We start from the raw sequence: 26,331 nt of genomic DNA on the forward strand, positions 1-26,331 counted from the left end.
ATTATTTCCCCTCCTTCGCCAGTTGATAAGCCAGCTCATAATGCCGCCGAAAACGCTGAGTCATCTCCCGAGTCAAACGCATCTCCAGCTCCTTGTCCTTCTTGCCAAGATCCGCCGCCAGTCGCTTGGTCGCCTCATAGTTCACCAGACTCACATCCTCAAAAGCCGCCACCGCACGAGGAGGAAAATCCGCCGCGATGATGGCCTTCCACGCCCGCTGTTGATCCGCATGAACGTGAATGCACATCACCTTCACCAGAAATCTCACCGCCCCAAACAATGACCCCGTCCACTCTGGCCGGTAAGTGAAAAGCTTCGCCTGCTCAAACGGCAACAAACCGGCATCGGTCATCAAAGCCTGATTCTCCGCCGTGTAAAAATCGCGTCGCACCGGCAGACGTCGCAACGCTGCCTCCTGCGGTCCGCCCGCCGTCCCTGGCTGGTAGTTCCATAACTTCTGCCCTTCCGGCGTCAGCACAAACTCCATGAACGCCATCGCCAGTTCAGGATCGGGAGCGCCACGCAACATCGCCACCGGGTCCACCCCGATGCTCGATCCACCCACCGGGGCCACAAAATGAATCCGTGTGCTGCCATCCGCCTTCCTCACCTGTTCCTCAAAACTGCGACCATAAAAATCGATGCACATGCCCGCCGCTGAATCACCCTGACAAACCTCCAACGGAATCTTGGTGGCCGAATCCGTAAAATACCGCGCATTGGCACTCACCCTTTGAATCAATCGCAATCCCCTCTCCCACCCCTGTTCCAAAGCCGCCTTCAATCGTGTCTCTTCCGTGCTGAACGTCGCCGGATCTTTCGTCAACTCCTCCAGCCGCAACTGCATTTGCTGCTGAATCAATTGCTCCAATGACTTCGTCACCGTGCCGCTTTTGTTCGGATCCGACAGCGCCACCTGCCCGATCAATCGCGGATCCGCCAGATCCGCCCATTGCGTTGGAGCCTTCTCGACCCCCAACCGCTTCAATACATCCGAGTTGTAACAAATCCCCAAACTCGAAAGACAGGTTCCCACCCACCTCATTTCCTGGTCGTAAAATGGCTCACCACTCACACTTGGAGGGATCACTTCATCCGTGAACCAGTCCGGATGCTTTTCTCTCAACGGCTTCAACCCAAATTTTCCCGACGGATCAGCCGCCACCAAAATTCCCGCCGAAGCTTGCTGCTCGAAATCAAAAGAACCGCCCCCGAAAAACAGATCAATGCCAATCCCCACGTTCGATTCCATAAATGCCCGCCGCGCCACGCCTGCCGCCGACTCATCCGTCGATTTCAGTTTTGAATTCGCATAGGCCAGCCCCACTTCATGCGACCAATCCTTCTTCAGCGTCCGCGTCCAATAATGCTGAAACGCCCCGCCATATTCCGACCTCAACAGCATCGCCAATTCCGCCGTTCCACCCGTCCGCCAGTCGATATAAACCACCTGACCCGTTTTTTCACGCCAGTAGCGCGTGAATGCCAAGGCAAATTCCTGGCGGATTTTTTCGTGATGCGGCGTCAATATCACCAAACGCCGGTCATACGAAGCAGGTGCCGTGCTTTCTTTCGGCTTGAGCAACCACGGTGCCGCCAGCACCACCAGCATCGCCACCAACACCCACACCTCCCGCCGCCAGCCCTTGCGGACAGGCACCAACTCAGCAGGCGGGGCATCGGGAGCAGCAGCATCCATACACAATTGAACAAGCGACGTCTCCAGAGAAGCGGATTCCATTCCAAACGCAACCAAACACTCGTGACAAGCGTCTCCATTCTTCCCCGGCGAACGCATTTTTCATCTCCCACCTTGCCATGGCCCCACACCCGTTCCATAATGCCGACCCTCGATTTTCCGAATGAGCGATCCAATCAGGCATGAATGCGGCATAGCGGTCGTGCGGCTTCTAAAGCCGCTGGGCTACTACCATCACAAATACGGCAGCGCCCTTTGGGGACTGGACAAGCTTCACGCGCTCATGATCAAGCAGCGCAACCGCGGTCAGGACGGCATGGGCGTCGGCTGTGTGAAGCTCAACATGCAGCCCGGCCAGCCCTACATGTTCCGGCTGCGCTCCAGCAAAAGCAATTCCATGGAAGAAGTCTTCGGCGAAATCGAAGACGACTACAAAACCACCGCGAAACAGATCAATCGCGAGCGCAAAATCACCGCCCGCGAGCGCGGCACCGACTACGTCAAATTCGAGAACGATTCAGAAGCCATCAAAAACCACTTCGACTACGGCGGTGAAGTGCTGGTTGGCCACCTTCGCTATGGCACCTCCGGCAGCTTCGGCAAAGCCTCCTGCCACCCCTACCTGCGCCGCAGCAACTGGCCGACGCGCAGCCTCATCGTCCTCGGCAACTTCAACATGACCAACACCCGCGAACTCAACGACATCATGCGTCGTCGCGGCCAGCATCCGGTTGTCGATACCGACACCCAGACCGTTCTCGAAGAAATCGGCTTCCATCTCGACGAAGCCCACACCAGTCTCTACCACGACCTCCGCGGCAAGATGGACGGCATCGAAATTCCCGCCGAAATCAGCCGCCAGCTTGATGTCACCCAGGTCATCAGTGAATCCGCCGCCCACTGGGACGGTGGTTACGCCATCGCCGGCACCATCGGCAACGGCGACGCCTTCGTGATGCGCGATCCCAATGCGATTCGCCCCTGCTTCTACGTTCAGACCGACGAATACATCGCCTTTGCCAGCGAACGTGCCGCCCTTCGCTCCGTGTTCGAACTCGAAGAAACCGACACCCACGAACTCCCCGCCGCCCACGTCGCGGTGATCAAAAGTGACGGACGATTCTCCATCAATTCGTTCGCTGAACCTCGTCTCCCCACCCCCTGCTCCTTCGAGCGCATCTACTTCTCACGCGGCAACGACGCCTCCATTTATCACGATCGCAAAGCCCTCGGTGAAGCCCTCGTTCCCCAGCTTCTCGAAGCCGTTGGCAACGACCTCGCCAACACCGTCCTCAGCTTCGTCCCCAACACCGCCGAAACCGCCTACTACGGCCTTATGGACGGCCTGCGCAAACAGCGTCGCGCAGAAGTCAAAGCGGCCCTGCTTGAAATGATCCAACGCGGCGAGTTCGACGAATCCAAGATTGACGATCTCATTCTGCAAAACTGGCCGCGCTCCGAAAAAATTGCCCACAAGGACATCAAGAGTCGCACTTTCATCTCCCAGGAAAGCGGTCGCGACCAGCTCGTCTCCAGCGTTTACGACATCACCTACGGCGTCGTCAAACCCGACGACCATTTGGTGATCGTTGACGACTCCATCGTGCGTGGCACCACTCTTAAACAAAGCATCCTGCGCATCCTCGCCCGCACCAACCCACGCAGCATCGTGGTCGTTTCCACCGCCCCGCAGATCCGCTACCCGGACTGCTACGGCATCGACATGAGCGAACTCGGCAAATTTATTGCCTTCCAGGCTGCCATCGCCCTGCTCAAGGAAACCGGACACCGCGACGTTATCGAACACACCTACCAAAACTGCATTGAGGAGCTCAAAAAGCCCGCTCACGAACAAAGAAACGTCGTTCAAGACATCTACGCTCCGTTCACCGACGAAGAAATCTCCGCCAAAATCGCCGAACTCGTCCGCCCGCAAAGCTCCGCCTGGAAAGGCGATCTGCGCGTCATCTATCAAACCGTTGAAAACCTCCACACCGCCTTGAACAGCAACGCAGGCGACTGGTATTTCAGCGGCAACTTCCCCACCCCCGGCGGCTATCCCGTCGTCAACGGAGCGTTCATCCGCTACCACGAAAAACGCCCCGGCCGCGCCTACGACACCTTGTTTTAAACTAACCCCGAGTGTTCAGGTTCAGGTTTCAGTGTTCAGGAATGAATCAGTGACCCCAGAGCCTCCGACCTGAAAAACTGAAACCTGAAAACCGAAAACTTTAGAATGAAAATCCTCGTTACCGGCAAAGGCGGACGCGAACACGCCATCCTCACCGCGCTGCGCGAAAGCGCTCCTGATGCCCACCTTTACGTTTGGCCCGGCAGCGACGCCATGCAAAGTCTCGCCACCCGCGTTGAAGCCACCGGACTCGTCGATCTCGTCGCCTTCATGCAACGCGAACAAATCGATCTCTGCGTCGCCGGAGAAGAATCCTGGCTCGTCAAGGATCGCGGCCTCGCCAACATCTGCGCCGAAGTCGGCATCCCCTGCTGGGGCCCGCTTAAAGAGTCCGCGCAGCTCGAAGCCAGCAAAACCTTCGCCAAAAACTTTCTCCAGCGTCACCACATCCCCACCGCGAACTGCACCGTCGCCCAGACTCATCGCGACGCCGTCCGTGCCCTTGGCACCTATCCCATCGTCCTCAAATTCGACGGACTCGCCGCCGGCAAGGGCGTCGCCGTCTGTCAGGACGAAGCCAGCGCCCTTGAGTTCATCGACGAAGTTTTCACCAAACAAACCTTCGGCACCGGCGACTTGATCATCGAACAATGCCTCACCGGCCCTGAGATCTCCATTTTCGCCTCCGTCTGCGGCGACAAATACCACATCCTCATGCCCGCGCGTGACTACAAGCGCATCGGTGACAACGATGAAGGCCCCAACACCGGCGGCATGGGAGCGGTAGCCTCGCGTGACATCATCAGCGACGAACTCCTCGCTCAAATCGAGCAGACCATTGTCCAACCCACCGTCGCCGGTCTCCAGCAAGACGGCCTCGTTTACCACGGCTTCCTCTATTTCGGCCTCATGCTCACTCCCAGCGGACCACAGGTCATCGAATACAATTGCCGATTTGGCGATCCCGAAGCCGAAGCCGTTCTGCCAATGATCCAGGGCGACTTTGCCCACTATCTCCTCTGCGCGGCCAAGGGAGACCTCAAGCGCAACCTCATTCATTTCCGCGACGGCTGGAGCACCTGCCTCATCCTCGCCAGCGACGGTTATCCGGCAACCTCACGCAACGGCGACCTCATCAGCGGACTCGATCAGATCACTCAATCACGCGTCTATCATTGCGGCACCCGTAAAAACGCCGATGGCCAATACCAAACCAATGGGGGACGCGTCCTCGCCATCGTCGCGCAGGGTGATACCCGCGAAGCCGCCCGCGAAGCCGCCTACGCTGACCTCAAAAAAGTCAGTTTCCCCGGCCAGCAAAGCCGCACCGACATCGCCAAACTTCATTTTGAGTAACACCGATTTTCGGCCTGTGCGCAAGCCGGACATCCCAAGCACGGGCAACCCCCGTGCTTTTTCGTGCCTCAACCCCACTCAACACTTGCAACCAAATCACTCTCCCGCCAAACTCCCTGCGTAATGCCGGACCCCGCGCCGCTCTTCGATCACCAGGCCATCACCCAGCGCATCGAGCGCCTTGCCAACCTCATTCGCGAGAATCATCCCGACGGAAATCTCGCCCTCGTCGGCATTCACAGTCGCGGCGTGCCGCTCGCCGAACGCCTCTACGCACTCCTCAAACCGCACTTCCCCGACCTTGAACTCGGCCGTGTCGACATCTCCCTCTATCGCGACGACCTCGGCAATCTCGCTACCATCCCGAAACTCATCGGCTCCGACATCCCCTTCGACCTCGACGACAAAAACGTCATCCTCTGCGACGAAGTGACCTACACCGGTCGAACCACCCGGGCCGCCATTGAAGAACTGCTAGACTACGGACGTCCCGCCAAGGTCGAGATCGCCGCCTTCATCGATCGCGATGGCCGCGAGTTCCCCATCCACGCCGCCTACATTGGCGAGCATCTCGACATCCTTCCGCATCAACGCGTCCAGGTTCGCTTCACCGAAGTCGACGGCGAAGACGCCGTTTACATTCAGGATCACGACATCCGCCGCCCATCATGACACCCCGCAAAGACCTGCTCGACATCCAGAGCCTTACCGATGAGGAGATTGAATTCGTCCTCAGCAATGCCGTCCCTTTTAAAAATCTCTTCAAACGCTCCGTCAAAAAAGTCCCCACCCTGCGTGGTCGCACCGTATTGACCCTCTTCTACGAGCCAAGCACCCGCACGCTGTCCTCATTCGAAGTTGCCGCCAGCCGCCTCTCCGCCGACGTGATTAACTTCTCCGTCAGCACCTCTTCGGTGGTCAAAGGCGAATCCGTCCTCGACACGATCTCGACCTTGGAAGCCATGCGCACCGACTACGTAGTGGTCCGCCACAGCACCTCGGGCATCCCCAATCTCATCGCTAAAAACACCACCGCTTCCGTCATCAACGCGGGCGATGGCTTCCACGCCCACCCCACCCAGGCGCTGCTCGACGCCTTCACCCTTCGCGAGGTCTTCGGCGACAATCTCAGCAACAAACGCATCGCGTTCGTCGGCGACATCCAGCACTCGCGTGTTGCCCGCTCCACCAACCTTCTCTGCCGTCGGCTTGGCATGAAGACGGCCATGCTCGCCCCCAGTTCGCTCATCCCGCGCAATCATCCTCCCGAGGTCGACATCTTCAATGACTGGACCAGTCTCCACGCCTGGAACCCCGATGTTATCTACCTCCTGCGCGTCCAATCCGAACGTCAAAACGTCCCCTTCTTTCCCAGCCTTGGCGAATACCACAAAATCTACGGCCTCACCGACGAGCGACTCAAACCCATCCGCGACCGCGGCCTCTACGTCATGCATCCCGGCCCGGTCAACCGTGGCGTCGAACTCACCGACAACGTCATGAGCTACGAACGCAGCCTCATCAACCAGCAGGTCGAAAACGGCATCGCCGTGCGCATGAGCGTGCTTCACTGGCTTCGTCCAGGCTCACTGGAGTAGCTTTTCCTCCCGTTTCTACCCCGTCGAAACCATTTGCGCCCCGCCCACCCCGGTGGTAGCGAACTCACCCGCATTTCTCCTCTCACGCACCGCATGAAATCCCATCAGCTCGTTTCCTCCATCAGCCCTGAACTCAAACAGGACATCATTCTTTACGTTCAAACGGAAACCAAAGAGGCCTTCCGCACCGCCCTCTTCCAAATTGGAGCCCAGCGCAAATTGCGTCCCCAATATTTTCAAAACAAAAGCCGCGCCGAACAGGGAGCCTGGCTCACCAAACAGCTCGAACTGAAAACCTTCGACAGCGTGGCCGAGCAGATTCTGCAACTCTGGCTCCTCAAAGCAAAGGTGCCCATGCTCACCGCCTTCCTCGACGCCGCCGACATCAAGCATGATGGACAAGGCCAGGTCGACGACCTCCCCGATGAACTCACCACGGAGCAGATCAGCAAAGGTGTCGATGCCATGCTTGTGGATAACAAAGGCGAAGAAGTCGCCCTTTACCTGCACCTCTTCCAAAGCCAGCGCCCTGACGGATGGCCCACCATCACCGAAGCGCTCGAGTCCCGTCCAGAACTCAAACTGGGCGCGGCATAATTGTCCTCAAGAGATCTCTGGATTTTAAAGGACCGGTGGCATCAACCACCGGTTTTTTTGTGGGTTGAATCCGATCAATTGGCGGTCGATTTGCCGAAAAATTTACCGAACAACCAGACCACGAACATCAGCACCGCTGCCATCCAAAGCAAATTGAGAAAGAAACCGGTCACGGCAAACACCACCTTGGCAACCAACCAGATGACCAGCAATATGACGGCGATTCCAGGCAAAGAATTTTTCATATACAGATAGAAACGGCCCGATATCCCTTATCGCGCCTCTTCAAATCCACCAATCCGAAGTGCATTGATGGCTTGACGCCTTTTCCATCGGTCTGTTAAAACTTGAGGACGCCATCGAAAAGGAAACGGCATTCCTCTCACCGGCCCTAATTCTCCCGACGCCACCAATACGCCTTCCCACCTTAACACGCCATGTTTGCAAACACCCCAGCAGCCAGATCGTCCATCCGTCAACTCGCAGCGCTGCTGATGGCCGGCGTTCTCTCCCTTTCATCGACGTCTTTTTCTGCCGAATTTTTTTGGGACGCTAACACAGGTGCCGCTGGCAACCAGAATGGCAGTGGCCTTTGGAACAACGATCCCGCCAGCCTGAATTGGACCCCGTCAGTGGCAGGAACCAACGGAGCCTGGATCAACGCCTCCGACAGCATCGCCAACCTCTCTGCTTCAGCCGGCTACACCAATCCCGCCATCGGCGGCACCATCACCCTCGGCGAAAACATTTTTCTCAACCAACTCATCTTCGGCAGCCAGGCCGGAGCCTACCAGATCACCCCCGCCTCCGGAACCCAACAACTCCAGTTCGATGGCATCGCACCCGCCATCCATAGCGACTCCACCCAGCCCCTCACCATCTCCACCGGCATCACCAGCACCGGCCCCTTAAAAAAAACCGGCAGCGGTCGCATCATCCTCAACTCCCCCACCTCCCTCGCCGACCTCAATATTCAAAACGGTGCCGTCCAACTCAACACCTCCGGCACCCTTCCTTCCACCACCAACCTCACCCTCGGCACCCCCACCACCGCAGGCACCCTCGATGTCCGTGCCGACCAATCCCTCGCCAGCCTCACCTTCCAAAGCCGCTCCAACGCCACCACCAACCTCGTCAACATCGCCGCCGACACCACCCTCACCGTCAACGGCGCCCTCACCAACGGCATCCTCGACGGCACCAGCGCCAGCAACACCACGAACACCACCGTCAGCGGCGCCGGACACCTCATCGTCAACACCCCCACCGCCAACCTCACCGTATCCAGCGGCAACGATACCGGCACCAGCACCCAATTGCTCAATCTCGCCAACCTCGAACAATTCACCAGCACCACCAACAACATCTACGTGGGTCGCGCCACCACCAACACCTCCGCCTTTGCCTCCACCGGCCGCCCCCAGTCTACCCTCGTCCTTGCACGCAACAACGAACTCACCGCCAACAACCTCCTCCTCGGCATCAACACCCAGGTCACCTCCAGCAGCTTTCTCGACCTCGGCACCACCAACACCCTCAACATCAACACCATCGTCGCCGGTGGTGGACGCTCCATCGGCACCATGCGTTTCACCGCAGGCACCATCAACCCCACCCTCACCCTTCGCGGCCAAACCGGTGGCACCTCCCGCACCAACATCTTCGTCGCCGACTCACGCAACGCCTCAAGCCTCTCCACCACCGGCGGCTCCAGCACCTCCGAAGGCCACCTCAACTTCACCGGCGGCACCGTCGATCTCCTCATTGACAACCTCAACCTCGCCCTCGGCGGCACCGACAACGGCGGCTTCAACGGCGGGGCCTACGGCAAAGCCATCGGCACTTTCACCTTCGGCGGCACCGACAGCAGCGTCGACATCAATCACCTCAACCTCGGCATCGCCGTTTCCACCAACCTCGTCGCCGCCAACAGCCCCGACCCCGTCACCACCACCGAAGCCACCTTCACCATGAATGGCGGCTTTCTCGTCGTCAACAACAGCATGACCCTCGGCATCAGCCAGGACCCCGACTCCGGCAACCAGCAAGCCATCACCTCCACCTTCAACCTCAATGCCGGCGTCGCCTCCATCAACTCCGACATCATCCTCGGCTCCCACCAAAGCAGCGGCACCGGTCCCATCACCGCCACCCTCAACCTCAACGGTGGCCAACTCTCAATCAACGGCGACATCGTCCGTGGCGACACCAACACCATCGGCACCGTCAACCTCAACGGCACCCACCTCAACCTCAACAACCACGCCATCGGCGACGCCATCAACCCTGTCACCCTCAACCTCCAAAGCGGCCTCCTCTCCAACCTCAGCGAACTCAATGGCGGAGCAGACCTCGTCAAAACCGGCCCGGGCACCCTCATCCTCAGTGGCACCAACACCCACACCGGCAATACCGTCATCGAAAATGGACGCCTCCTCGTCGACACCACCACCGCCCTGCAAAACACCGCCGGCATCGACGTCCGCAGCGGCGGCACCTTCGACTTCAACGACCGCCTCGGCGGCACCCTCACCCTCTCCGCCCTCACCCTTGCCGACGGCTCCGCCATCGGTGCCCAACTCGGCAGCGCCACCGGCTCCATCCAAACCGCAGCCGTCGTGCAAACCGCCACCAACGCCCAGATCGCCGTCAACATCCACCACAACGGACCCACCCCACCCCCCGCCAGCTCCGTCATCCTCGACGCTGCCGGCGGCCTCACCGCCAATGGTGCCACTTACTCCCTCGGCATTGTCTACAACAACACCGACTTCACCGTCGCCATCGTCGCCTCCCCCACCCAGATCACCGCCAACACCACCGCCGCAGGCCCCCTCACCGCCGCCTACTGGAAAGGTGGATTCACCCCCGCCAACAACGTCTGGTCAGCCTCCAACGGCTCCACCCTCAGCAACTGGTCCGCCACCATCGACGGGGCCACCGACACCGGCCTCGTCCCCGGAGCGATGACCGACGTCTACTTCTCCGCCACCACCTCCACCCTTCCCGCCACCACCGTCCTCGGTGCCGACATGACCTTCAAAACTCTCAACATCAGCACCGCCACTCCCCTCACCCTCGACGACGCTGAAAACTCCCTCACCCTCACCGGCGACCCCGCCATCACCGTCGCCAACACCTCCGGTGCCGTCACCCTCAACACCAACCTCTTCCTCACCTCTGCCGTCCCCACCCTCCACGTCGATAACACTGCAGGACTCACCCTCACCGGCCTCTTCTTCGCCGACAGCGCCACCACCATCACCAAAACCGGCACCGGCACCCTCTTCCTCACCCCTACTTTCACCGACCACAGCGCCAAATTTAACATTACCGGCGGCACCCTCGCCATCAACTCCGCCACTGCCCTTGGAGTTGCACCCGTCGCCTTCACCGCCGACCAGCTGCGCCTCGACAACGGCACCCTCCGCGCCCTCGCCTCCTTCCGTATCGACGACCCCACCCGCGGCATCACCCTCGGCTCCCAAGGCGGCACCTTCCAGGTCGACGCCGGCTCCACCCTCGGGATCGACACCACCATCACCAGCACCGGCACCCTCATCAAAACCGGCCTCGGCACCCTGGAAATCACCGAAACCGTCACCAGCACCGGCGGCACCACCCTCCGCGCAGGCACCCTTTCCCTCATCGGCGCGAACAACACCCTCCCCAGCAACCGCGCCATCACCTTTGATGCGGCCACCGCCACCCTCAATCTCAACAACACCAGTCAAACCGTTTCTTCCCTCACCTTCAACACCCACACCGGTATCGGAGCCATGAATCTCGCGATCACCGGCAACGGCGGAACCCTTATCAACAACAACAACAGCACCGCGACCCAATTCTTCACTGCCGATCAAGCCAAACCGCTCAACGTCGACATGAACGGCCTTTCCACTTACACCCACAACGGCTCCAGCCAGATCTTCAGCATCGGCCTCAATGCCGGCCCGGCAGCCCATTTCGCCAACGGCACCACTGCTGTCAGCACCGTCCGCCTCGCCCAGACCAACACCATCACCGCCTCCTCCATCCGTTTGGGGGACAACGTCGGCAGTTCTGGCGGCGGCCTCTCCACCCTCCTGCTCGGCCAGACGAACACCCTCAACGCCAACTCCTTCATGATCTCCAACTCACGCTCCAGCGGCGTCATCCGTTTTGCCGACAACCTCATCGACCCCACCGTCACCATCCGCGCCACCAACGGCACCAGCGCCGTTAGCAGTTGGACCATGGGCACGCTCAACAACTTTGAAAACTCCACCTGGACCTCCACCGCCAACTTCACTGGCGGCACCCTCAATGCGCTCATCACCACCCTTGCCCTCGGAAGCGTCAATGACCGGCAAGGAACCCTCAATGCCACCTTCACCATGGACCGGGGTCTCATGACCGTGACCAGCCTCAACATGGGATTCACCTCCGGCACTGACACCCGGAACCCCGGCATTCGCGCCGTCAATTCGGTCTTCAACCTCATCGGCGACGGCACACTAAACATCGCCACCCTCACCATGGCGCGCAACACTGCAAACGTCGCCAACGCCAGCTCAAACCCTGACGCCACCGCCACCTTCAATGTCTCCGCCGGCACCGCCAACATTGGCAGCGGCGGCATCCTGATCGGCCGCGCCGACACCACCGGCTACGACTCCATTGCCACGCTCAACCTCACCGGAGGCACCGTCAACGTCAGCGGCAACATCGTCAAAGAAAACACCGGCGTTGGCAACGTCAACTCGACCATCCGCCTGCAAGGTGCCACCCTCAACCTCAATGGCAACAACATCGGCGACGCCAGCCGCCCCATCGACAACCTTATTTTCATCAACGGCACCCTGCAAAACATCGCCCAGATCAACGGCGGCGGGGCGATCAGCAAAACCGGTGGCACCGACGACACCCTCATCCTCGCAGGCACCAACACCTTCACCGGAGCCACCAACGTCAACGGTGGTCGTTACCTCGTTCACGGCACCCACAGCGGAGGCGGAAGCTACACCATCGCCTCTGGAGCCACTCTTGGCGGTGATGGCTCCGTCAGCCTGGCCACCGGTCAATCCATCCAGTTCCTCGCCAACGCCACCCTCATTGCGGGCGATGGCAGCGGCCCCGCCAGTCACCTCAGTCTCACCACCAGCCTCAGCGGCTCGAGTTTATTTGACGATGCCAGCCTCGTGCAACTGCGAATCCTTGCCGATCCCGGCAGCGGCGGGACCGACCACAGCCTCGACCTCACCACCGCCGACACCCTCAACTTCAACGGCAACGTCAATCTCAACCTGGCCGACCTTCAGGTCCTTGATCCCCTCGGCCTCGCGCTTGGTTTCGTCGAAGGAGACACCTGGCGACTCTTCGACTGGGATGATGTCGCCACTGCAGGTTTCGGCACCGCAAATAACGTCTTTGGCGACTTCTTCCTGCCCACCCTCAACTCCGGATTCATCTGGGACACCAGCCAGCTCTACACCGATGGAACCATCACCGTTGCCGTCCCCGAACCCGGTCGCGCCTTGCTGTTGTTCATTGGCCTGACACTTCCGCTCCTCATCCGCCGCCGCCATCGTGCGCAAGACTGAGCCGGTCAAAAACTCGAAGGCGACATCCCTTTTAATTTGGGATGCGTCACTTCCACCAGCCGCCAGTCTCCCGGCTTCCAGCCCTCCTTTTGCCAGGTGAAGGTCCACGGCTCCTGCAAGTTGTTCACTTTGCTCATCACCATCTGGCTCAGTCCCGCCCCATTGCCCTCGATTCGTGCATCTCCCGTCACCGTGGCCGACAACCCATTTTCATCCTCAGTCACCACCACCTCCGTCGTTGTCCACTGCAAATCCAGCACCAAAAACCCCCGCAACAACTCTCTGGCAATCTCAATCGCATCCTCCGCATTGTTGCCCCACTCATCTTCATACTCGTTCGAAAGCATTCCTCCCACCTCGGCCCAATAACGCCCTCCCGCCAGATCAAAAAGTTCGTCATGACTCCGCCTCACCTGAGTCTCCGCCGACTGAAAAAACGGCATCGCCAGCCACCCGGCGATGGCCAGCACCAACACCGGCAATAATCTCAAAATGATGCGCATACAGCCTCTTCTCTACCTGACCTGACGCCCCATTGTCAAACCTCAACCTCAATGCGACCCTCTTCACGGCACCTCACGGACCAGCGCTCCACCTGAAGGCACATACCGCCGTGGTTGACTCCCCTTCAATTTGGCATCCATGAATTCCATCATCTCAACAAAGGCGCGATGGGTTTCGGTCACCTTCTTGCCTCCACGAGGAGCAACGTAACAATCCGTCAAAATTGCATGCGCATTCAACGGCAATTTGTCCCTGCCATAATAATTTTCCGCCTTCAATGTTCCATCCAAGACCCGACCGGGGAAACACTGGATCAAGGTATTCAGCCGCTCCGCTGGTGAAACGTTGTCATGCTCAAACCGAAACGCCAAAATCTGAAAATCCGGCTCCCTCTCCATCCGTGACCTCACCAGCTTTACCTCGGCCTTCGACATGCCGATGTCCGCCTTCACCTCATCCCCCAACGGCAGGCGCAACAACGAAGGCTGGCACACCACCGGAGCTGCAATCTCAGGAACCAATCCTGCCAGCATCACCGGAAACACACCCGTCACACAAAGCCCGACACATCCAATCCTCTCGCCCGGGTGTTGTTTGACAATGACCTCCCGGCAGAGGCCGGACAACCAGTCAACAATACGCCGGCTTGGCACGGAAGATAGATCCAGCCTGAACCCCTTCGACAGGGGCAGCACGATCGCATTTTTGACAAACACTGCACGGGACCCACTGCTCTGCTGTGAATCCCACAAATCCGGCACATACACATCATAACCTTTTGCCGCCATTCGCCTCGCCAGTTCCAACACGCTCACTGAAAGCGACGGCATTTCGTGCAACAACAACACCGCCCCTTTCCCCGGTTGTTTTGCACGTGTCACCAGGCAATCATGGCGAATACCGGCGTATTCGAAACTGAACGACTCGAACCGACGGATTTCTTCGGCTTTCTCCTCCTTCGTTTCGATCGGATTGCAACACTTCAAATCCGTGTGGGCACAAGAAACGATCCCCATCAGAGACACGCCCAACCAAACGATGCTCAACCATTTCATCATCGCTTTTGGAAGTAAAGTTGTGGCAGCGAAGTCCGCGAGCTCATTTCCTCAACGTCCACCCCCATGGTTTCCGCGCCCATCGCTCTCTCCCCTGCCCGGGGGGCTCTCCGCTGCGTCGGCGGTGCAAGGGCAAGATGCAACATCGCCGTCGCAAAACCGGCGAACTCTTCGGTCCAGATTCCTCCATGACTTTTCACCATGCTCGCCGGCATTTGGGTGATCCAAAAAGGAGTCCGGTTGTAAGTGTCCTTTTCATCCCCGGCCCTCATCAAATAATCCTTGTTGATCCCCCTGATCAAAATGCTGCCGTCCGACCTGACGTTGCTGCGATAATGCTGGTTGCTGGAAATCGCCATGACCCTGTCGTCCACGCTTGGGTAACCTGGATACCGGCGCACATACTCCGCTCTCGCCGTCCCTCCCGACGTTTCATTACTCTCCACCACCGAATGACTGAACAATCCCTCATTGTGCCCTGCGGTATGCCGGTGCGTGTAGTTCTGCGACTTGGTATAACCATCGCGTTTGTAATCGCTGCGGTAGTGTCCCGCGACGCCCGTGTTGCTGAATCGCATGATGTATCGTCCCACCACAATTCCTGTCGGAAACCAGAAACTGGTCGCCGAGTCCTTCTCCGAAGTGGCAGAAACGATCAACGGAAACCGATGATTCGATTCTCGACCATCCGCCTTCAACGCGAAACCCTTGTCCTTTTCGAGCGTTCTCAGCATGTCCACAAACTGCTTTGAAATGATCGACGTTTGCGCACTGTTCACCAACAGAATCAGATCCGCAGGGGGCACCACTTTTTCGCTTGATCCCGCACTCGCCACCCTCACCAGATTGCTGGCCATCGCCTTGTTGATCGCATTCTCCATCACAATGGCACCAAAGGAATGGCCGACAAAAATCACCCGGGAACTCGCAGGCCGGTGCTTCCTGGCTGAACCCGATAGATCATACAACGCATGAGTAATCCCCACCCCTTTGCCCACCCGCTCTGCCCGCGCCATGCCATGGTAAAAGTCCACCTTCATAGGTAATCCTGCCCAGGCCGGCAACTCCAATCCCACGGTCTTGCCGCGCCACCCCACATAGACTCCCATCACCTCCACCCCGGCCTTGCGATGCGCCGGATCTTCCCGCATCGCTTTGATGGTTTTCGTGAAATTCTTCAAATTGCCATTCTCCTCATTGTAGGGGCTGGCGTTGTTCTCCCATCCATGGGCAAAAACAATGAGATGGAAAATCTTGGCTCGCTTTGCCGCCTGCTCCACCGTTGCAGACACCATCCGCAGCTGTTCCAAACTGCACAATTCGCCATGATCATCCACTTCGACGAATCCCATGTAAGGACGACCATCCTCAGGATCTTTCCAGACGGCGGCATCCGTCTTTGACGTCTCTCCCATCTTCAAAGCCTCCGCCTCCAGCGTGGTTCTGAACGGCTTCGTGGACGTATAAACTGGCGAAGGCCCGGCACAGCTGCCAAAAACCATCACCGACATGACCGACCCAACCCATGGCCACAGTTTTAAAAAGTTTTTCGTTTTCATACAAGTCATCCAATCATCAAAACTTCAAACCCACTCCCACCTTCACCAGATCGCGCTTCACATAGTCCGGCGCATTTTCTCCATACTCATAACTCGCACTCACCGACATCGGCAGATACTTCCCCTTGTAAACCACCGACGCCTCGTGAAACACATGGTTGTCTCCCCCGTCGAAAAACGTCCGACCAATCAACTTGTAGACAAAATCCACTTTGCCAGGCAGCTTCAGTGGCTCACGAAACGACAGGGCCACTTCGATCCCATACCGCACCGCCCCTTCCGTGAAGTTGCTCAACACGTCCGAGAACTCCTCTGATTCACCCAACTCCAGCCCCACATCGGGTTTGACCGAAAGATAAGTAGACGGCAGCTCTTGTTCGACCGCCTCCTGAAACCCTGGAGCCGTCAGCTCGCCTGCCGCATATCTTCTGCGCGCCTCACGAATGTTCGCGTTGGTCTTCATCACCTCCTCGTTGTAGATGAACTTGCCATCCTCAATGTAAGTTCTGCCACCGATCCACAAGGTCCGGATTTTTTGGTCACTGCCGCCGCTGAACCACACCGGCAGTCCGATGGCCGGATTCCAATGCAGATCCAGCGTATAACGATCCAGGTCCCGCACCGCGTCCTCTTCATAAGTCACCCCCACCTTCACCAACTGGCTCGAATTCATCACCCTTCCAATGGTCGCAGGAAACGCCACAAACTCCCCGAGCAATTTGAATTTCCGACTGTCAATCTGATCCTCGTCCCCATCGAACCGATCCCAAGATGCCCCTGCCACCACGTGGAATCCAATGCCATCATTCGTGTTGGCCCTGAACAGCGGACCACCAATCCCCGGAAAATAAAACTCCGTGATCACCGCCGATTTGGTCATCCATGATTCTGATCCCGAATCATTCTGCCATTCGAACGTCGCAGGTCTCGCATTTCCCGGTTCACTTTCCAGATCGCTCTGAAGTCGCAAAATCATCACGAACTTTTCCTCCGTATTCGGGGTGCTGCTGAGTGCGGGGCCGTCGCTACCTCCAAGTGCCGGAAACACCAATCCGAATGGTGAATAGAGCGTTTCAGGAAAGGGCGCAGACAGCTCCCTCGCCTTCACTTCATTTTTCTGGCTCAACGGGAGTTCCTTGTCTCCAAACAACACCAATCCACGGCCCTCAAGATAAGCCCCATCCCACCAAGTCCCCATGTCACGAGTGGAAACTGCCGCCTCCTGTGACGTTCCAACATTCGCCACTGATAATATTAAACTCGCAATCAATAAGCTCCAATTACCGCAAACTTTAATCGCAAACATTAATTAGAAATAAGAAATACCCTTAAAATAATCAATAGAAAAGTTACAGCCCCGTCACAAAAAAACTGAAAACCCATGAACAAAACTTTACATCACACTGGCAGCAACATTTTCATCGCCACCTCCAACCATGGTGTTGGTGCATGTCGATCTGCACAAATCACCCGTGCATGCGCCGCCTTTTCCCTCAACGCCAGCTCAATCCGGCTGCGTGCGATATCAGGATGATTGCAGTCCTCGCTCAAATGCCCCAACACCACCTGATACAGTCCCGAATGCGCAATGTGCTCCACCAGTTCCGCCGCCTGATCATTGGACAAATGACCATGCTTGCCACTGATGCGCTGCTTGGTCGGCCAGGGGCGACGCGTGTCCTCATCCAGCAAAATCGCGTCATAATTCGCTTCCATGAACAGGGTATGCACACCGCCCAATCGATCACGGATCAGATTGGGCACATATCCCACGTCACTCAGCACTCCCAGGCGAGACTCATGATCACAAATCAAAAATCCCACCGGGTCCACCGCATCGTGCGGCACCGGAAAACACTCAATGCGCAGGTCTTTGAATTCAAACACCGAGCCCGTCTGCATCAGCCGCCAAGTAGGACTGCTTTTCACAAAATGATCCCGTAACGCCGCCTGCGTGTAGCTGGTGCTGAAAAGCGGTGCCTTGCTCACCCGGCAGAACACCTCCAGCCCCTGGGTATGATCCCCATGCTCATGCGTCAGCAAGATGCCATCCAGATCATTCACCGTCAGCCCCACCATCTCCAGACGCTGGCAAATCCGCCGAGAACTCAGGCCCGCATCGATCAAAAGACACGCATTCTCGCTGCGCAGCACGGCACAATTGCCCGAACTGCCACTGCCAAGAACCGTCAATGAAATCATCCCCGACCATAGGTGAAATGAGGTGGGAGAAAAGCAAAAAGCGAAATTCCCCCGCCTCTCAACCTTTCAGCACTTCCACCTTTCACCTCTCCCTCATTCATGCTAGTCTCCCTCCATGGCAGGCCTGCTGCGGCGACTCATGGTGATGGCACTGATCGCGGGAATTCTGGGCATCGGTTTCTACGTGCGCAGTGAATCATTCTCGCGCAAGTGGTGCGCCTTGGTGGTGGAACAGTGCGAAAAACGCAACCTCTTCCTCGCCCTCGACAACCTCACCCTCGACCCCATTGAAGGCGTTGTCGCCCATGGCCTCCGCGTCTACCACGATCAACAACGGCGTGTTCTGCTCGGTGAAGTCGACCGGCTCAATCTCGATCTCGATTATGGCAAAATGATCCGCCATGAGCTCTTCCTCGAAGGCATCGATCTCCACAACGCTGATGTCCGCTTTCCCGTCGACTCCGAAGATCCCCAGTCCGAAATCATCAGCATCAGCGACATGAACGCCGGCATGGTGCTCGTCGGCGACCGCATCGAAATGCGCACCGCAGAAGGCACCCTCTTTGGCCTGCGCATCCACATCACCGGCTCCATTCTCAAACCCCGCCCCCCCAAAGTCGAGGAAACCGAGGAACAAAAAGAAGACCGCCGCCGCAAACGTCTCGAGGCCATCCGTTCCAGGCGCGACCTCATCGTCAAAATCGCCAAAGGCCTGCGCCACTTCGAATCCGCCCAAGCTCCGCGCTTGGAAATCGAAATCAACGGCGACCTCGAAGCCTTGGAAGAAATGACGGCCACCATGCGGCTCAGCGCCAACGGCATGCGCCATCGCGACTACGTTTGCGAAGAACTCTCCGCCACCGCCACCTACGCCAGCGAAACGCTCGACATCTCCCGCCTCCACGTTCGCGATCATCTCGGCGAAATGGAAGCCTCCGCCACCTGGCGGCTCGGAACCGAACACGTCGATCTGCACCTGCAATCCAGCGCCGACCTCCCCGGTTTTGCATCCGCCCTCTTGCAAAACGACATGTTGCGCGAAGTGGTGTTTTACGAAACCCCTGATGTCGTCGCCGAAGGCCGGTTGCTGCTTGGCAGCGCCATCCCCCAGAACGCCTTCCTCCCTTTCGAAGGGGTCGCCTCCGTCCGCGCCGGCCGCCTCGCCACCCGGGGTGAACTCCTCGAAGGCCTCAGCATGAACGTCGGCCTGTCGACCGAAGGATGCTACATCCGCGACGGCATCCTCTCTCACAAAAGCGGCAGCACCACCTTCCAGGCCATGTGGCGTCACGGCGAAGGCGTCCGCTATCGTGCCGTGGTGCAGATGGACCCACGCGTGCTCATCCCGTTCGCACGAGATCACCAGTCGCGGGAAACGCTCCAGCGCTTTGAGCTCAATGAACAATCGCGCTTCTACCTCGAAATTGAAGGCGAAGGCGACGAGCTCAATCTGCAAACCTGCCGCAGCACCGGCCACTACGACCTGCGAAATTTTGTCTACCGCGGCGTCGAAGTCGAACACCTCACCGGCGAACTCGAAGCCGCCGGACGCGTTCACACCTTCCGCAACCTGAAGCTTCAACGCGAAGAAGGTGAAGCCAGCGCTGACCTCGTTCGCCACGACATGGATCAGAAGAAGGTCAGCTTCGAAGGCATCAAAGGCAGCGTTCACGTCGCCGAGGTCGTCAGTTGTTTCGCACCAAAAATCGCCACCATCATCGACCGCTACCGCATCGCCAAACCACCGCAAGTGACCATGGAAGGCGACATCTTCTATCGCAGCCCCGGCACCGACCTGACGGTGGAGTTTCGCTCTCCCGGCGGCTCCGGCGTCTATCCTTTTCAAGACAAGGGTTATGTCATCAACGACCCCGTCGGCGTCCTGAAATTCAACGACGGTTTGCTCAACTTCAACGTCACCGGCAATTACAACAACGGCCCCATGAGCTGCATCGGCAAGACCACCCTCAGAGTTGACGACAAAGCCTTCAACTTTGATTTCAAAGCCGCCTCCTTTCCCTACGAGGTGTTCGGCAAACCAGCACCCTTCAAAAACGTCAAAGCCACCGTCGCCAGTAAAGATGGTCGTCTCGATTACAACGTCAACTCCTCCTTATTTGGCGGTATTTTCACCGCCAAAGGAGAGGCCAGCGACCGTAAAAAACCCATGACCTACAACGGTGAAGTTGCCATCAGCGCCATCCTGTTCAAAGAGTTCGCGCGTGTCTATTCCCCCACCAATGACACCGCTGGAGATTTCACCGGACACATGAAATTCTCCGGCACACTCGGCGACTGGAAATCGCTTCGAGGAGAAGGAGCCCTCACCATTCTTAACAGCAACCTCTACGCGGTTCCCATCCTTGGCCCCCTCACCCCCCTCATCGCCGCCGTTCTTCCAAAACAGATGAAGAACTACAACGAAGCCAAGGAAGCCGACTGCACCTTCACCGTCGCCAACGGCTTCGCCACCACCGACAACATCGAAGCCGTGACCGGCGTCTTCAAACTCGTCTCCAAAGGCTCCGTCGACTTTCTTGAAAATCGCATCCAGTTCGAAGCCCAGGCCCGCCTTCGCGGACTTCCCGGCATTGTCTTTTTCCCGGTCAGCGAAATCCTCGAGTATGTCGGCGAAGGCTCCGTCGGAGATCCGATGTGGCGTCCGCGCTACTTCAGCAACACCCAGGAAAAAGAAGAGTTCCGTCAGCCCAACGAGGCCCCCATGACCCTCGCCGATCAAACCGAGACGACCGCCAAAGAGGAAGAGCCGCAAATCAAGTCCGCCCAGCCCGCCAGCCGTCAACCCGCCACCACCATGCGGCGAACTTCCAAGCCCAAAGTCACCGAGAAAAAAGCACCTCAACCCGCCAGCTCGCGCCCCGGTTCGGGAAGCTCCCGATTTAATAAACCCGGCAGCCCCTTCCGCATAGGAAAATAAACAGGCACGCTCAGTTCCCAAAAGCCTCCACCGCCGACTTTTGGAACGTTGTCCGCATCTCGCTCCCGTCAGAATTCGGCAAACCCGCCCTCTGAATCAACAATACCATCGCCAGCCCGCGCACCGGATCGATCCACGACTGGGTGCCATACGCCCCGCCGTGTCCAAAGCTGCCCTTGCTCAGCATCGCAGTCACTCCCTGCGGCTCATTGACGATATGAAACCCCAACCCCATGTGCATCCCCGGGGTAAAACTCACCTTCATGTCGCCCAGTTGATTCGTTGTCATCAACTCCAACGTCTCCGTCTTCACATACATTTTCCCATCCAAAGCACCACCGTTGAGCAACATCTGATAAAGCTTTGCCAGGTCACCCGCCGTTGAAAACAATCCTCCCGCCGGTGCCGGCATGCGATCCCGATCCGTCGGTTTGCGATCATTCAAAAAGCGGATCGTCGTCGGCTTCAACTCCCCACTCTTCTCATCCCTCAAATAAGAAACCGCCAGCCGCGCCGCCTGTGCCTCATCCAACCAAAATGTCGTGTCCTTCATCTCCAGCGGCCCAAACAAGCGCTCCTGCATAAAGTCCTCAAACGCCATGCCGCTCGTGACCTCCACCAATCGACCCAGCGTATTGATGCCCGGATTGTTGTAGCTCCACTTGCTGCCCGGCTCAAACTGCAACGGCTTCGCTGCATACACCTTTACCGCCTCGGCAAGCGTTGGCTTCGGATCGATGTTGCCCACCAACCCGCTCGTGTGTGTCAACAAATCCTTCACCGTGATCGCCCGTCCACCAGCCTGACCTTTGAACTCCGGCAGGTATTTTTCCACCCGATCATCCAACGACAGCTTGCCTTCCTCCACCATCATCATCACCGCCAGCGCCGTCATGGGTTTCGTCATCGAAGCAATCCAAAACAACGCGTCCGGTTCCATCACTCTCCCCGTCGACAGATCCGCCTTGCCCATCGCGTCCATCGCCAACGCTCCATCTTTGCCCACCACCAGCGTCACCGCGCCCGAAATCGTGCCATCGTTCACATAAGGCTGCATCGCTTGGCGAATGACGTCATTCCCTTTCACAGGCACCTCACCAAACATCAAAACCGGCATCACAGCCGAGACCAGCAAAGGCAAAAAAACAAAGCGCGAAATCATGCGCCATCTTGTCCGTCCCAACCGTTGGCTGTCAATCTTCCGTTCAAGAAACCAGTGGCAAATTTGGACTCACATCCGTCTCCAATGCCGACCGCAATCCCGCCCTCCAGCGATGCACCGCCGCGAATCCAATCATCGCCGCATTGTCCGTGCTGTAACGTGGTTGCGTCAGCTTGATCTCCACACTTTGCTGCCCACCGCGCTCCACCAATCGCTCGCGCAACCTCCGATTGCAACTCACCCCGCCACTCACGCTGATCAACAAAACCCCACACAACTTCGCCGCCCGCAGCGCCTTCTCCACCAACACCTCGATCACCGCCTCCTGGAACGAGGCACACACATCCTTCAAGGTCTGCGCATCCTTTAAATCAATCTTCGGCAAATGATAAAGCACCGCTGTTTTTAAACCGCTAAAACTAAACTCCAGGTTCCCCGCCTCCATCATGCTGCGCGGAAATTCAAATGCCTTCTTATCCCCCCCAACCGCCAGCTTGTCGATCTCTGGTCCCCCAGGATACGGCAAACCCAGCATCTTGCCCACCTTGTCAAAAGCCTCCCCGGCCGCATCATCTCGCGTGCGCCCCAACAGCTGATAATCGCCCACCGCTTTTACGTGCAGCAACATCGTGTGCCCCCCGCTCACGATCAACGCCACATGAGGCGGAATCGCCATGCCCAAGTCTTCATCACTCCCGCCATAGCCCATGAACGGCGACAACAGATGCCCCTCAAGATGATTGATCGCCAAGTAGGGCTTGTCCTCTGCCAACGCCAGCGCCTTCGCCATCGTGCTGCCGATCAACAACGAACTCACCAAGCCTGGACCACTCGTCGCCGCAAACGCCGACACCTCCCCCAGCTTGACCCCTGCCGATTCCAGCGCCTGTTCGCACAATTCACGCATGTGCATGATGTGATTCCGCGATGCCAGCTCCGGCACCACTCCGCCATAAACCCGGTGCGCCTCAATTTGCGTCACCACCTCACTGCTCAACACCCGCCCGTTCAGATCCACGACCGAAGCCGCCGTTTCATCACAAGACGTCTCCAACGCCAATAAACATTCCTTCATCATTTCTATCTCGCCCCACCTCAAGGTTGTTTTTTCGACTCTTCAACCGGCGCTTTGACCTCTTCTTTTGGCGGATTTTTGAACTGATCGTAAATCATCAACCCCTTCAACACATCGGCTGCACGCTCCAGTTGTTGATCCCCCAACTTCGCCAAGTCCAATGCCCGCGCCTCCCCCTCCGAACTGTCCGTCCTCCAACGCATCACCTTCACCTCCTCATCATGCGTCAGCGAACACACGATGTTCGGAACCACGCCGTTCTCATGAATCGTGCGATGACTCGGCGTGTAATACTTCGCCGTGGTCACCCGCATCGCCGCCCCATTCGGCATCGGCAACACCGTCTGCACCGAACCTTTTCCAAAACTCGTCGTGCCCACAATGATCGCCCGTTTCAAATCTTGCAAAGCCCCGGCCACCAGTTCCGAGCCACTCGCGCTGCCATGATTGATCAACACCGACACCGGATATTGACGCGCCTTTTTCCCTTCCCGTGATGGTGTCCGATACGGCGGCGGATTCTGCGAAGCCACCCGACCCTCCGTCGTCACCACCACCGTGTTGTCCGGCAAAAACTCTCCGCAAACCGCCACCGCCGAATCGATCAACCCGCCCGGATTGTTGCGCAGATCCAGCACAAAAGCCTGCATCCCCTGTTTCTCCAACTCATCCAGCGCCTTCGACAAATCAATCGCCGTGTTTTGTGTAAACTCGGTGATCCGCGCATACCCAATCTTCCACGTCCCGGCCATCCGCTCATGCAACAACATCGCATCCTGCACCGTGCTGTGCTGCATCGCCACCCGCACCAGATTGAAGTCCAAAAACTGCTTCGTGCCGGGACGCCTAACCGTCAGCCGCACCGCCTCGCCCGACTTCCCCTTCAAATGCTGCACCGCCTCCATCGTGCTCATGCTTTCCACCAACACATCACCAATACGGATAATCTCATCATTGGGCATCACCCCCGCCTTCGCCGCCGGACCATCCTCCTGCACTGTCACCACCGTCAGCGACCGGTCCCTCAACGCAATCGTGATCCCCACCCCCTCGCTCGTGTCCCGCTGCTCGCGCTGCATGTCCTCAAACAAACTCCGCCCCATGTATTGGCAATGCGGATCAAGCTTGCTCAACATCCCCTCCAAAGCCCCCTCCACCAATTGCTCATACGTCACCTTGCCCGGGTCCACATAATTTTGACGCACAATCTCCATCGCCTGCGTCAACAACTCCAATTGCTTGAACGCCGAATCCTCCTGCGGTTTCGCCCCCTCCGTCTGATCCTGATCCTGACCATCAACCATCGCCGTCAGCGACATGACAACAAGGGCAACGACAACACGTGAATGAAGGGTATAAAAGCGCATGCGAACAATCCGGTCCGCCTGATGCTATCACAAAGGCGACGCGCAGAAAGCAGAAAGGCAAAACTCCTCGTTCCCAGTAGAGGATTGGATTTGGCATTGCCATCGCCCAATTTTTCATTTGTATTGCCCTATGGCCGACATTCCTCCACCGCTTACCGCGATCGGACCCTCTGAATCCGAGAAGAACACCAAAAAAATTCTTCTTGGCTGTGGTGGTTGTGCGTCCCTCGCCCTCCTAGGCATCGGAATCTTCGTTTTCGGCATCATCATGATCGTGTCCACGGCCATGAAATCCACCGATGCCTACAAACAAGCCTACCAGATCGCTGTCTCCTCCCCGGATATCCAAAGGGCCCTCGGCACCCCCATCAAAGACGGATTTCTACCCACCGGTTCCATCAAAACCAACAACGGCGTCGGAAATGCCGACTTCAACATCAAAATCTCAGGTCCCAACGGCGAGGGAACCGTCCAGGTCAGCGCCCACAAACCCGCCGGAGGCCAATGGACCTACCAGGTGCTCGAATGTTCCCTTCCTGAAAGCGGTCGCATCATCAACCTGATCCCCGCGCAGGCACCGAGCGAGTGATCTAAGCAACTAAACGGGTCGCAACCCCTCCCTCATCGCCTCCATCGGCACCGGATCACCGAACCAGTGACCAAACGAAATCGCCCCCTGGTGCAACAGCAGCGCCAGTCCGTCACACGTTTGCGCCGAAGCCTCCTTGGCCGCCGCGATCAACGGCGTGTCGCCCTCCGCCCGATACACCATGTCATAAACAAAATGACGAGTGCGCAACCTGCCAAAATCAAACAGCCCGTCGCCCCCCTCCTTCATGCCCATCGGCGTCGCATTCACCACCAAGTCCACATCCCCCAACGCTGCATCCACTTCTTCCAGACTCAATGTCTCCACTGGCACCGATCCATTCAACTCACGGCAGCGATCACGCAATCCACTCAACTTCTCTACACTCCGGTTTGCCAGGCACAATCCACGGCAACCTTTTAGCGCCAACTGCAACGCCACCGCCTGTCCCGCTCCCCCTCCTGCACCCACCACCAGCACCCGCAGTTCCCTCAACACACAACCAAATGCCTCCTGCATCGAATTCACGAATCCCGGCCCATCACTGTTGTAGCCAAACAACCGATTTTCTCGAATCGCCACCGTGTTGACCGCTCCGAGCTTCTCGGCCAGATCGTCCACCACATCCATCGCCTCCAACGCCTCAAACTTGTGAGGAATCGTGCAATTGACCCCCACAAACCCGTTCTTCGCCAGCAGCCCCAACGCCACTTTCACCTCCCCCACCGGCACATGCACCCGCACATATTGCATGTCCAAACCCCGCGCCGCCAGCGCAGGATTGTGCATCTGCGGCGAACGCGAATGCGCAATCGGATCCCCAATCACCGCCACCCTTGCCGGAGGTTGTAATGAAGCCCCCACCTCCGACCAGCGTCGCAGATCATCCAAAGTATAAAAATCAGCCGCACTCATAT

Annotated in this window: 19 protein-coding genes; 8 read left to right on the forward strand and 11 right to left on the reverse strand. The window is 57.9% G+C overall.

Annotated features, from left to right (window positions below):
- Position 1: 1 nt before the first annotated feature.
- Positions 2–1,699, reverse strand: coding sequence for an extracellular solute-binding protein (locus FEM03_RS16125; RefSeq protein WP_166442910.1), 1,698 nt, complete (start codon positions 1,697–1,699; stop codon positions 2–4).
- A 163-nt stretch (positions 1,700–1,862) separates the two neighbouring features.
- Between FEM03_RS16125 and FEM03_RS16130 the strand changes: the two genes are divergently transcribed.
- The 5 genes from FEM03_RS16130 (at position 1,863) to FEM03_RS16150 (ending at position 7,381) form a co-directional block, all read left to right on the forward strand.
- The gene (locus FEM03_RS16130; RefSeq protein WP_138087307.1) at positions 1,863–3,830 is read left to right on the forward strand and encodes an amidophosphoribosyltransferase; all 1,968 of its coding nucleotides are present in this window, start codon (positions 1,863–1,865) and stop codon (positions 3,828–3,830) included.
- Between the two features lie 105 nt (positions 3,831–3,935).
- Positions 3,936–5,186: a phosphoribosylamine--glycine ligase gene (gene purD, locus FEM03_RS16135; protein WP_138087308.1), complete on the forward strand. Its 1,251-nt coding sequence runs from the start codon at positions 3,936–3,938 to the stop codon at positions 5,184–5,186.
- A gap of 123 nt (positions 5,187–5,309) precedes the next feature.
- Positions 5,310–5,858: a bifunctional pyr operon transcriptional regulator/uracil phosphoribosyltransferase PyrR gene (gene pyrR, locus FEM03_RS16140; RefSeq protein ID WP_138087309.1), complete on the forward strand. Its 549-nt coding sequence runs from the start codon at positions 5,310–5,312 to the stop codon at positions 5,856–5,858.
- A complete protein-coding gene (locus tag FEM03_RS16145; protein WP_138087310.1) occupies positions 5,855–6,784 on the forward strand; it encodes an aspartate carbamoyltransferase catalytic subunit in 930 nt (309 codons plus the stop codon). The genes pyrR and FEM03_RS16145 overlap by 4 nt, the downstream gene beginning before the upstream one ends.
- Before the next feature lie 93 nt (positions 6,785–6,877).
- On the forward strand, positions 6,878–7,381 hold the full coding sequence (locus tag FEM03_RS16150) for a hypothetical protein (protein WP_138087311.1): 504 nt from the start codon (positions 6,878–6,880) through the stop codon (positions 7,379–7,381).
- A gap of 74 nt (positions 7,382–7,455) precedes the next feature.
- Here FEM03_RS16150 and FEM03_RS16155 read toward each other — a convergent pair whose 3' ends face one another.
- Positions 7,456–7,626, reverse strand: a complete 171-nt coding sequence (locus FEM03_RS16155; protein WP_138087312.1) for a hydrophobic protein — start codon at positions 7,624–7,626, stop codon at positions 7,456–7,458.
- A gap of 192 nt (positions 7,627–7,818) precedes the next feature.
- On the opposite strand from FEM03_RS16155, the gene FEM03_RS25650 reads away from it, so the two are divergent.
- Positions 7,819–12,963 (forward strand): beta strand repeat-containing protein, encoded by a 5,145-nt coding sequence (locus FEM03_RS25650; RefSeq protein WP_138087313.1) that lies wholly within the window; start codon positions 7,819–7,821, stop codon positions 12,961–12,963.
- Positions 12,964–12,968: 5 nt separating this feature from the next.
- On the opposite strand, the gene FEM03_RS16165 is transcribed toward FEM03_RS25650, so the two are convergent.
- From FEM03_RS16165 to FEM03_RS16185, 5 genes are all read right to left on the reverse strand, one after another.
- Entirely contained in the window at positions 12,969–13,466 is a 498-nt protein-coding gene (locus tag FEM03_RS16165; protein WP_138087314.1) for a hypothetical protein, read from the reverse strand.
- A gap of 63 nt (positions 13,467–13,529) precedes the next feature.
- Entirely contained in the window at positions 13,530–14,525 is a 996-nt protein-coding gene (locus FEM03_RS16170; protein ID WP_138087315.1) for a dienelactone hydrolase family protein, read from the reverse strand.
- Positions 14,522–16,081 carry a hypothetical protein gene (locus FEM03_RS16175; RefSeq protein WP_138087316.1) on the reverse strand — a complete coding sequence of 520 codons (1,560 nt, stop codon included), beginning with the start codon at positions 16,079–16,081 and terminating at the stop codon, positions 14,522–14,524. Before FEM03_RS16175 ends, FEM03_RS16170 begins: the two co-directional genes overlap by 4 nt.
- 16 nt (positions 16,082–16,097) lie before the next feature.
- The gene (locus FEM03_RS16180) at positions 16,098–17,279 is read right to left on the reverse strand and encodes a hypothetical protein (protein ID WP_166442911.1); all 1,182 of its coding nucleotides are present in this window, start codon (positions 17,277–17,279) and stop codon (positions 16,098–16,100) included.
- A 200-nt stretch (positions 17,280–17,479) separates the two neighbouring features.
- A complete protein-coding gene (locus FEM03_RS16185; protein WP_138087318.1) occupies positions 17,480–18,283 on the reverse strand; it encodes an MBL fold metallo-hydrolase in 804 nt (267 codons plus the stop codon).
- Positions 18,284–18,398: 115 nt separating this feature from the next.
- Here FEM03_RS16185 and FEM03_RS16190 point away from each other — a divergent pair, with 115 nt between their 5' ends.
- Positions 18,399–21,221, forward strand: a complete 2,823-nt coding sequence (locus FEM03_RS16190) for a hypothetical protein (protein ID WP_138087319.1) — start codon at positions 18,399–18,401, stop codon at positions 21,219–21,221.
- A 10-nt stretch (positions 21,222–21,231) separates the two neighbouring features.
- On the opposite strand, the gene FEM03_RS16195 is transcribed toward FEM03_RS16190, so the two are convergent.
- The 3 genes from FEM03_RS16195 to FEM03_RS16205 are packed head-to-tail and all read right to left on the reverse strand — an operon-like array spanning position 21,232 to position 24,825.
- Positions 21,232–22,383 (reverse strand): serine hydrolase domain-containing protein, encoded by a 1,152-nt coding sequence (locus FEM03_RS16195; RefSeq protein WP_138087320.1) that lies wholly within the window; start codon positions 22,381–22,383, stop codon positions 21,232–21,234.
- Positions 22,384–22,426: 43 nt separating this feature from the next.
- A complete protein-coding gene (gene tsaD / locus FEM03_RS16200) occupies positions 22,427–23,461 on the reverse strand; it encodes a tRNA (adenosine(37)-N6)-threonylcarbamoyltransferase complex transferase subunit TsaD (protein WP_240772809.1) in 1,035 nt (344 codons plus the stop codon).
- Positions 23,462–23,478: 17 nt separating this feature from the next.
- Positions 23,479–24,825 carry a S41 family peptidase gene (locus FEM03_RS16205; RefSeq protein WP_138087321.1) on the reverse strand — a complete coding sequence of 449 codons (1,347 nt, stop codon included), beginning with the start codon at positions 24,823–24,825 and terminating at the stop codon, positions 23,479–23,481.
- Positions 24,826–24,955: 130 nt separating this feature from the next.
- Between FEM03_RS16205 and FEM03_RS16210 the strand changes: the two genes are divergently transcribed.
- Positions 24,956–25,414, forward strand: coding sequence for a cytochrome c oxidase assembly factor Coa1 family protein (locus FEM03_RS16210; RefSeq protein WP_138087322.1), 459 nt, complete (start codon positions 24,956–24,958; stop codon positions 25,412–25,414).
- 9 nt (positions 25,415–25,423) lie between these two features.
- Here the strand turns inward: FEM03_RS16210 and aroE are convergent, their stop codons facing one another.
- Positions 25,424–26,329 (reverse strand): shikimate dehydrogenase, encoded by a 906-nt coding sequence (gene aroE, locus FEM03_RS16215; protein ID WP_138087323.1) that lies wholly within the window; start codon positions 26,327–26,329, stop codon positions 25,424–25,426.
- Positions 26,330–26,331: the final 2 nt, after the last annotated feature.

The organism is Phragmitibacter flavus (assembly GCF_005780165.1).
GTDB lineage: Bacteria > Verrucomicrobiota > Verrucomicrobiia > Verrucomicrobiales > Verrucomicrobiaceae > Phragmitibacter > Phragmitibacter flavus.

Excerpts from the sequence above, each read along its gene's own strand:
- FEM03_RS16180 (WP_166442911.1), bottom strand. The coding sequence starts at position 17,279 with ATGGGGACTTGGTGGGATGGGGCTTATCTTGAGGGCCGTGGATTGGTG.
- FEM03_RS25650 (WP_138087313.1), top strand. The coding sequence starts at position 7,819 with ATGTTTGCAAACACCCCAGCAGCCAGATCGTCCATCCGTCAACTCGCA.
- FEM03_RS16205 (WP_138087321.1), bottom strand. The coding sequence starts at position 24,825 with ATGCGCTTTTATACCCTTCATTCACGTGTTGTCGTTGCCCTTGTTGTC.
- FEM03_RS16165 (WP_138087314.1), bottom strand. The coding sequence starts at position 13,466 with ATGCGCATCATTTTGAGATTATTGCCGGTGTTGGTGCTGGCCATCGCC.
- FEM03_RS16150 (WP_138087311.1), top strand. The coding sequence starts at position 6,878 with ATGAAATCCCATCAGCTCGTTTCCTCCATCAGCCCTGAACTCAAACAG.
- FEM03_RS16130 (WP_138087307.1), top strand. The coding sequence starts at position 1,863 with ATGAGCGATCCAATCAGGCATGAATGCGGCATAGCGGTCGTGCGGCTT.
- FEM03_RS16125 (WP_166442910.1), bottom strand. The coding sequence starts at position 1,699 with ATGGATGCTGCTGCTCCCGATGCCCCGCCTGCTGAGTTGGTGCCTGTC.
- FEM03_RS16145 (WP_138087310.1), top strand. The coding sequence starts at position 5,855 with ATGACACCCCGCAAAGACCTGCTCGACATCCAGAGCCTTACCGATGAG.
- FEM03_RS16175 (WP_138087316.1), bottom strand. The coding sequence starts at position 16,081 with ATGAAAACGAAAAACTTTTTAAAACTGTGGCCATGGGTTGGGTCGGTC.
- purD (WP_138087308.1), top strand. The coding sequence starts at position 3,936 with ATGAAAATCCTCGTTACCGGCAAAGGCGGACGCGAACACGCCATCCTC.
- FEM03_RS16185 (WP_138087318.1), bottom strand. The coding sequence starts at position 18,283 with ATGATTTCATTGACGGTTCTTGGCAGTGGCAGTTCGGGCAATTGTGCC.
- tsaD (WP_240772809.1), bottom strand. The coding sequence starts at position 23,461 with ATGATGAAGGAATGTTTATTGGCGTTGGAGACGTCTTGTGATGAAACG.
- aroE (WP_138087323.1), bottom strand. The coding sequence starts at position 26,329 with ATGAGTGCGGCTGATTTTTATACTTTGGATGATCTGCGACGCTGGTCG.
- FEM03_RS16155 (WP_138087312.1), bottom strand. The coding sequence starts at position 7,626 with ATGAAAAATTCTTTGCCTGGAATCGCCGTCATATTGCTGGTCATCTGG.
- pyrR (WP_138087309.1), top strand. The coding sequence starts at position 5,310 with ATGCCGGACCCCGCGCCGCTCTTCGATCACCAGGCCATCACCCAGCGC.
- FEM03_RS16210 (WP_138087322.1), top strand. The coding sequence starts at position 24,956 with ATGGCCGACATTCCTCCACCGCTTACCGCGATCGGACCCTCTGAATCC.
- FEM03_RS16195 (WP_138087320.1), bottom strand. The coding sequence starts at position 22,383 with ATGATTTCGCGCTTTGTTTTTTTGCCTTTGCTGGTCTCGGCTGTGATG.
- FEM03_RS16170 (WP_138087315.1), bottom strand. The coding sequence starts at position 14,525 with ATGATGAAATGGTTGAGCATCGTTTGGTTGGGCGTGTCTCTGATGGGG.
- FEM03_RS16190 (WP_138087319.1), top strand. The coding sequence starts at position 18,399 with ATGGCAGGCCTGCTGCGGCGACTCATGGTGATGGCACTGATCGCGGGA.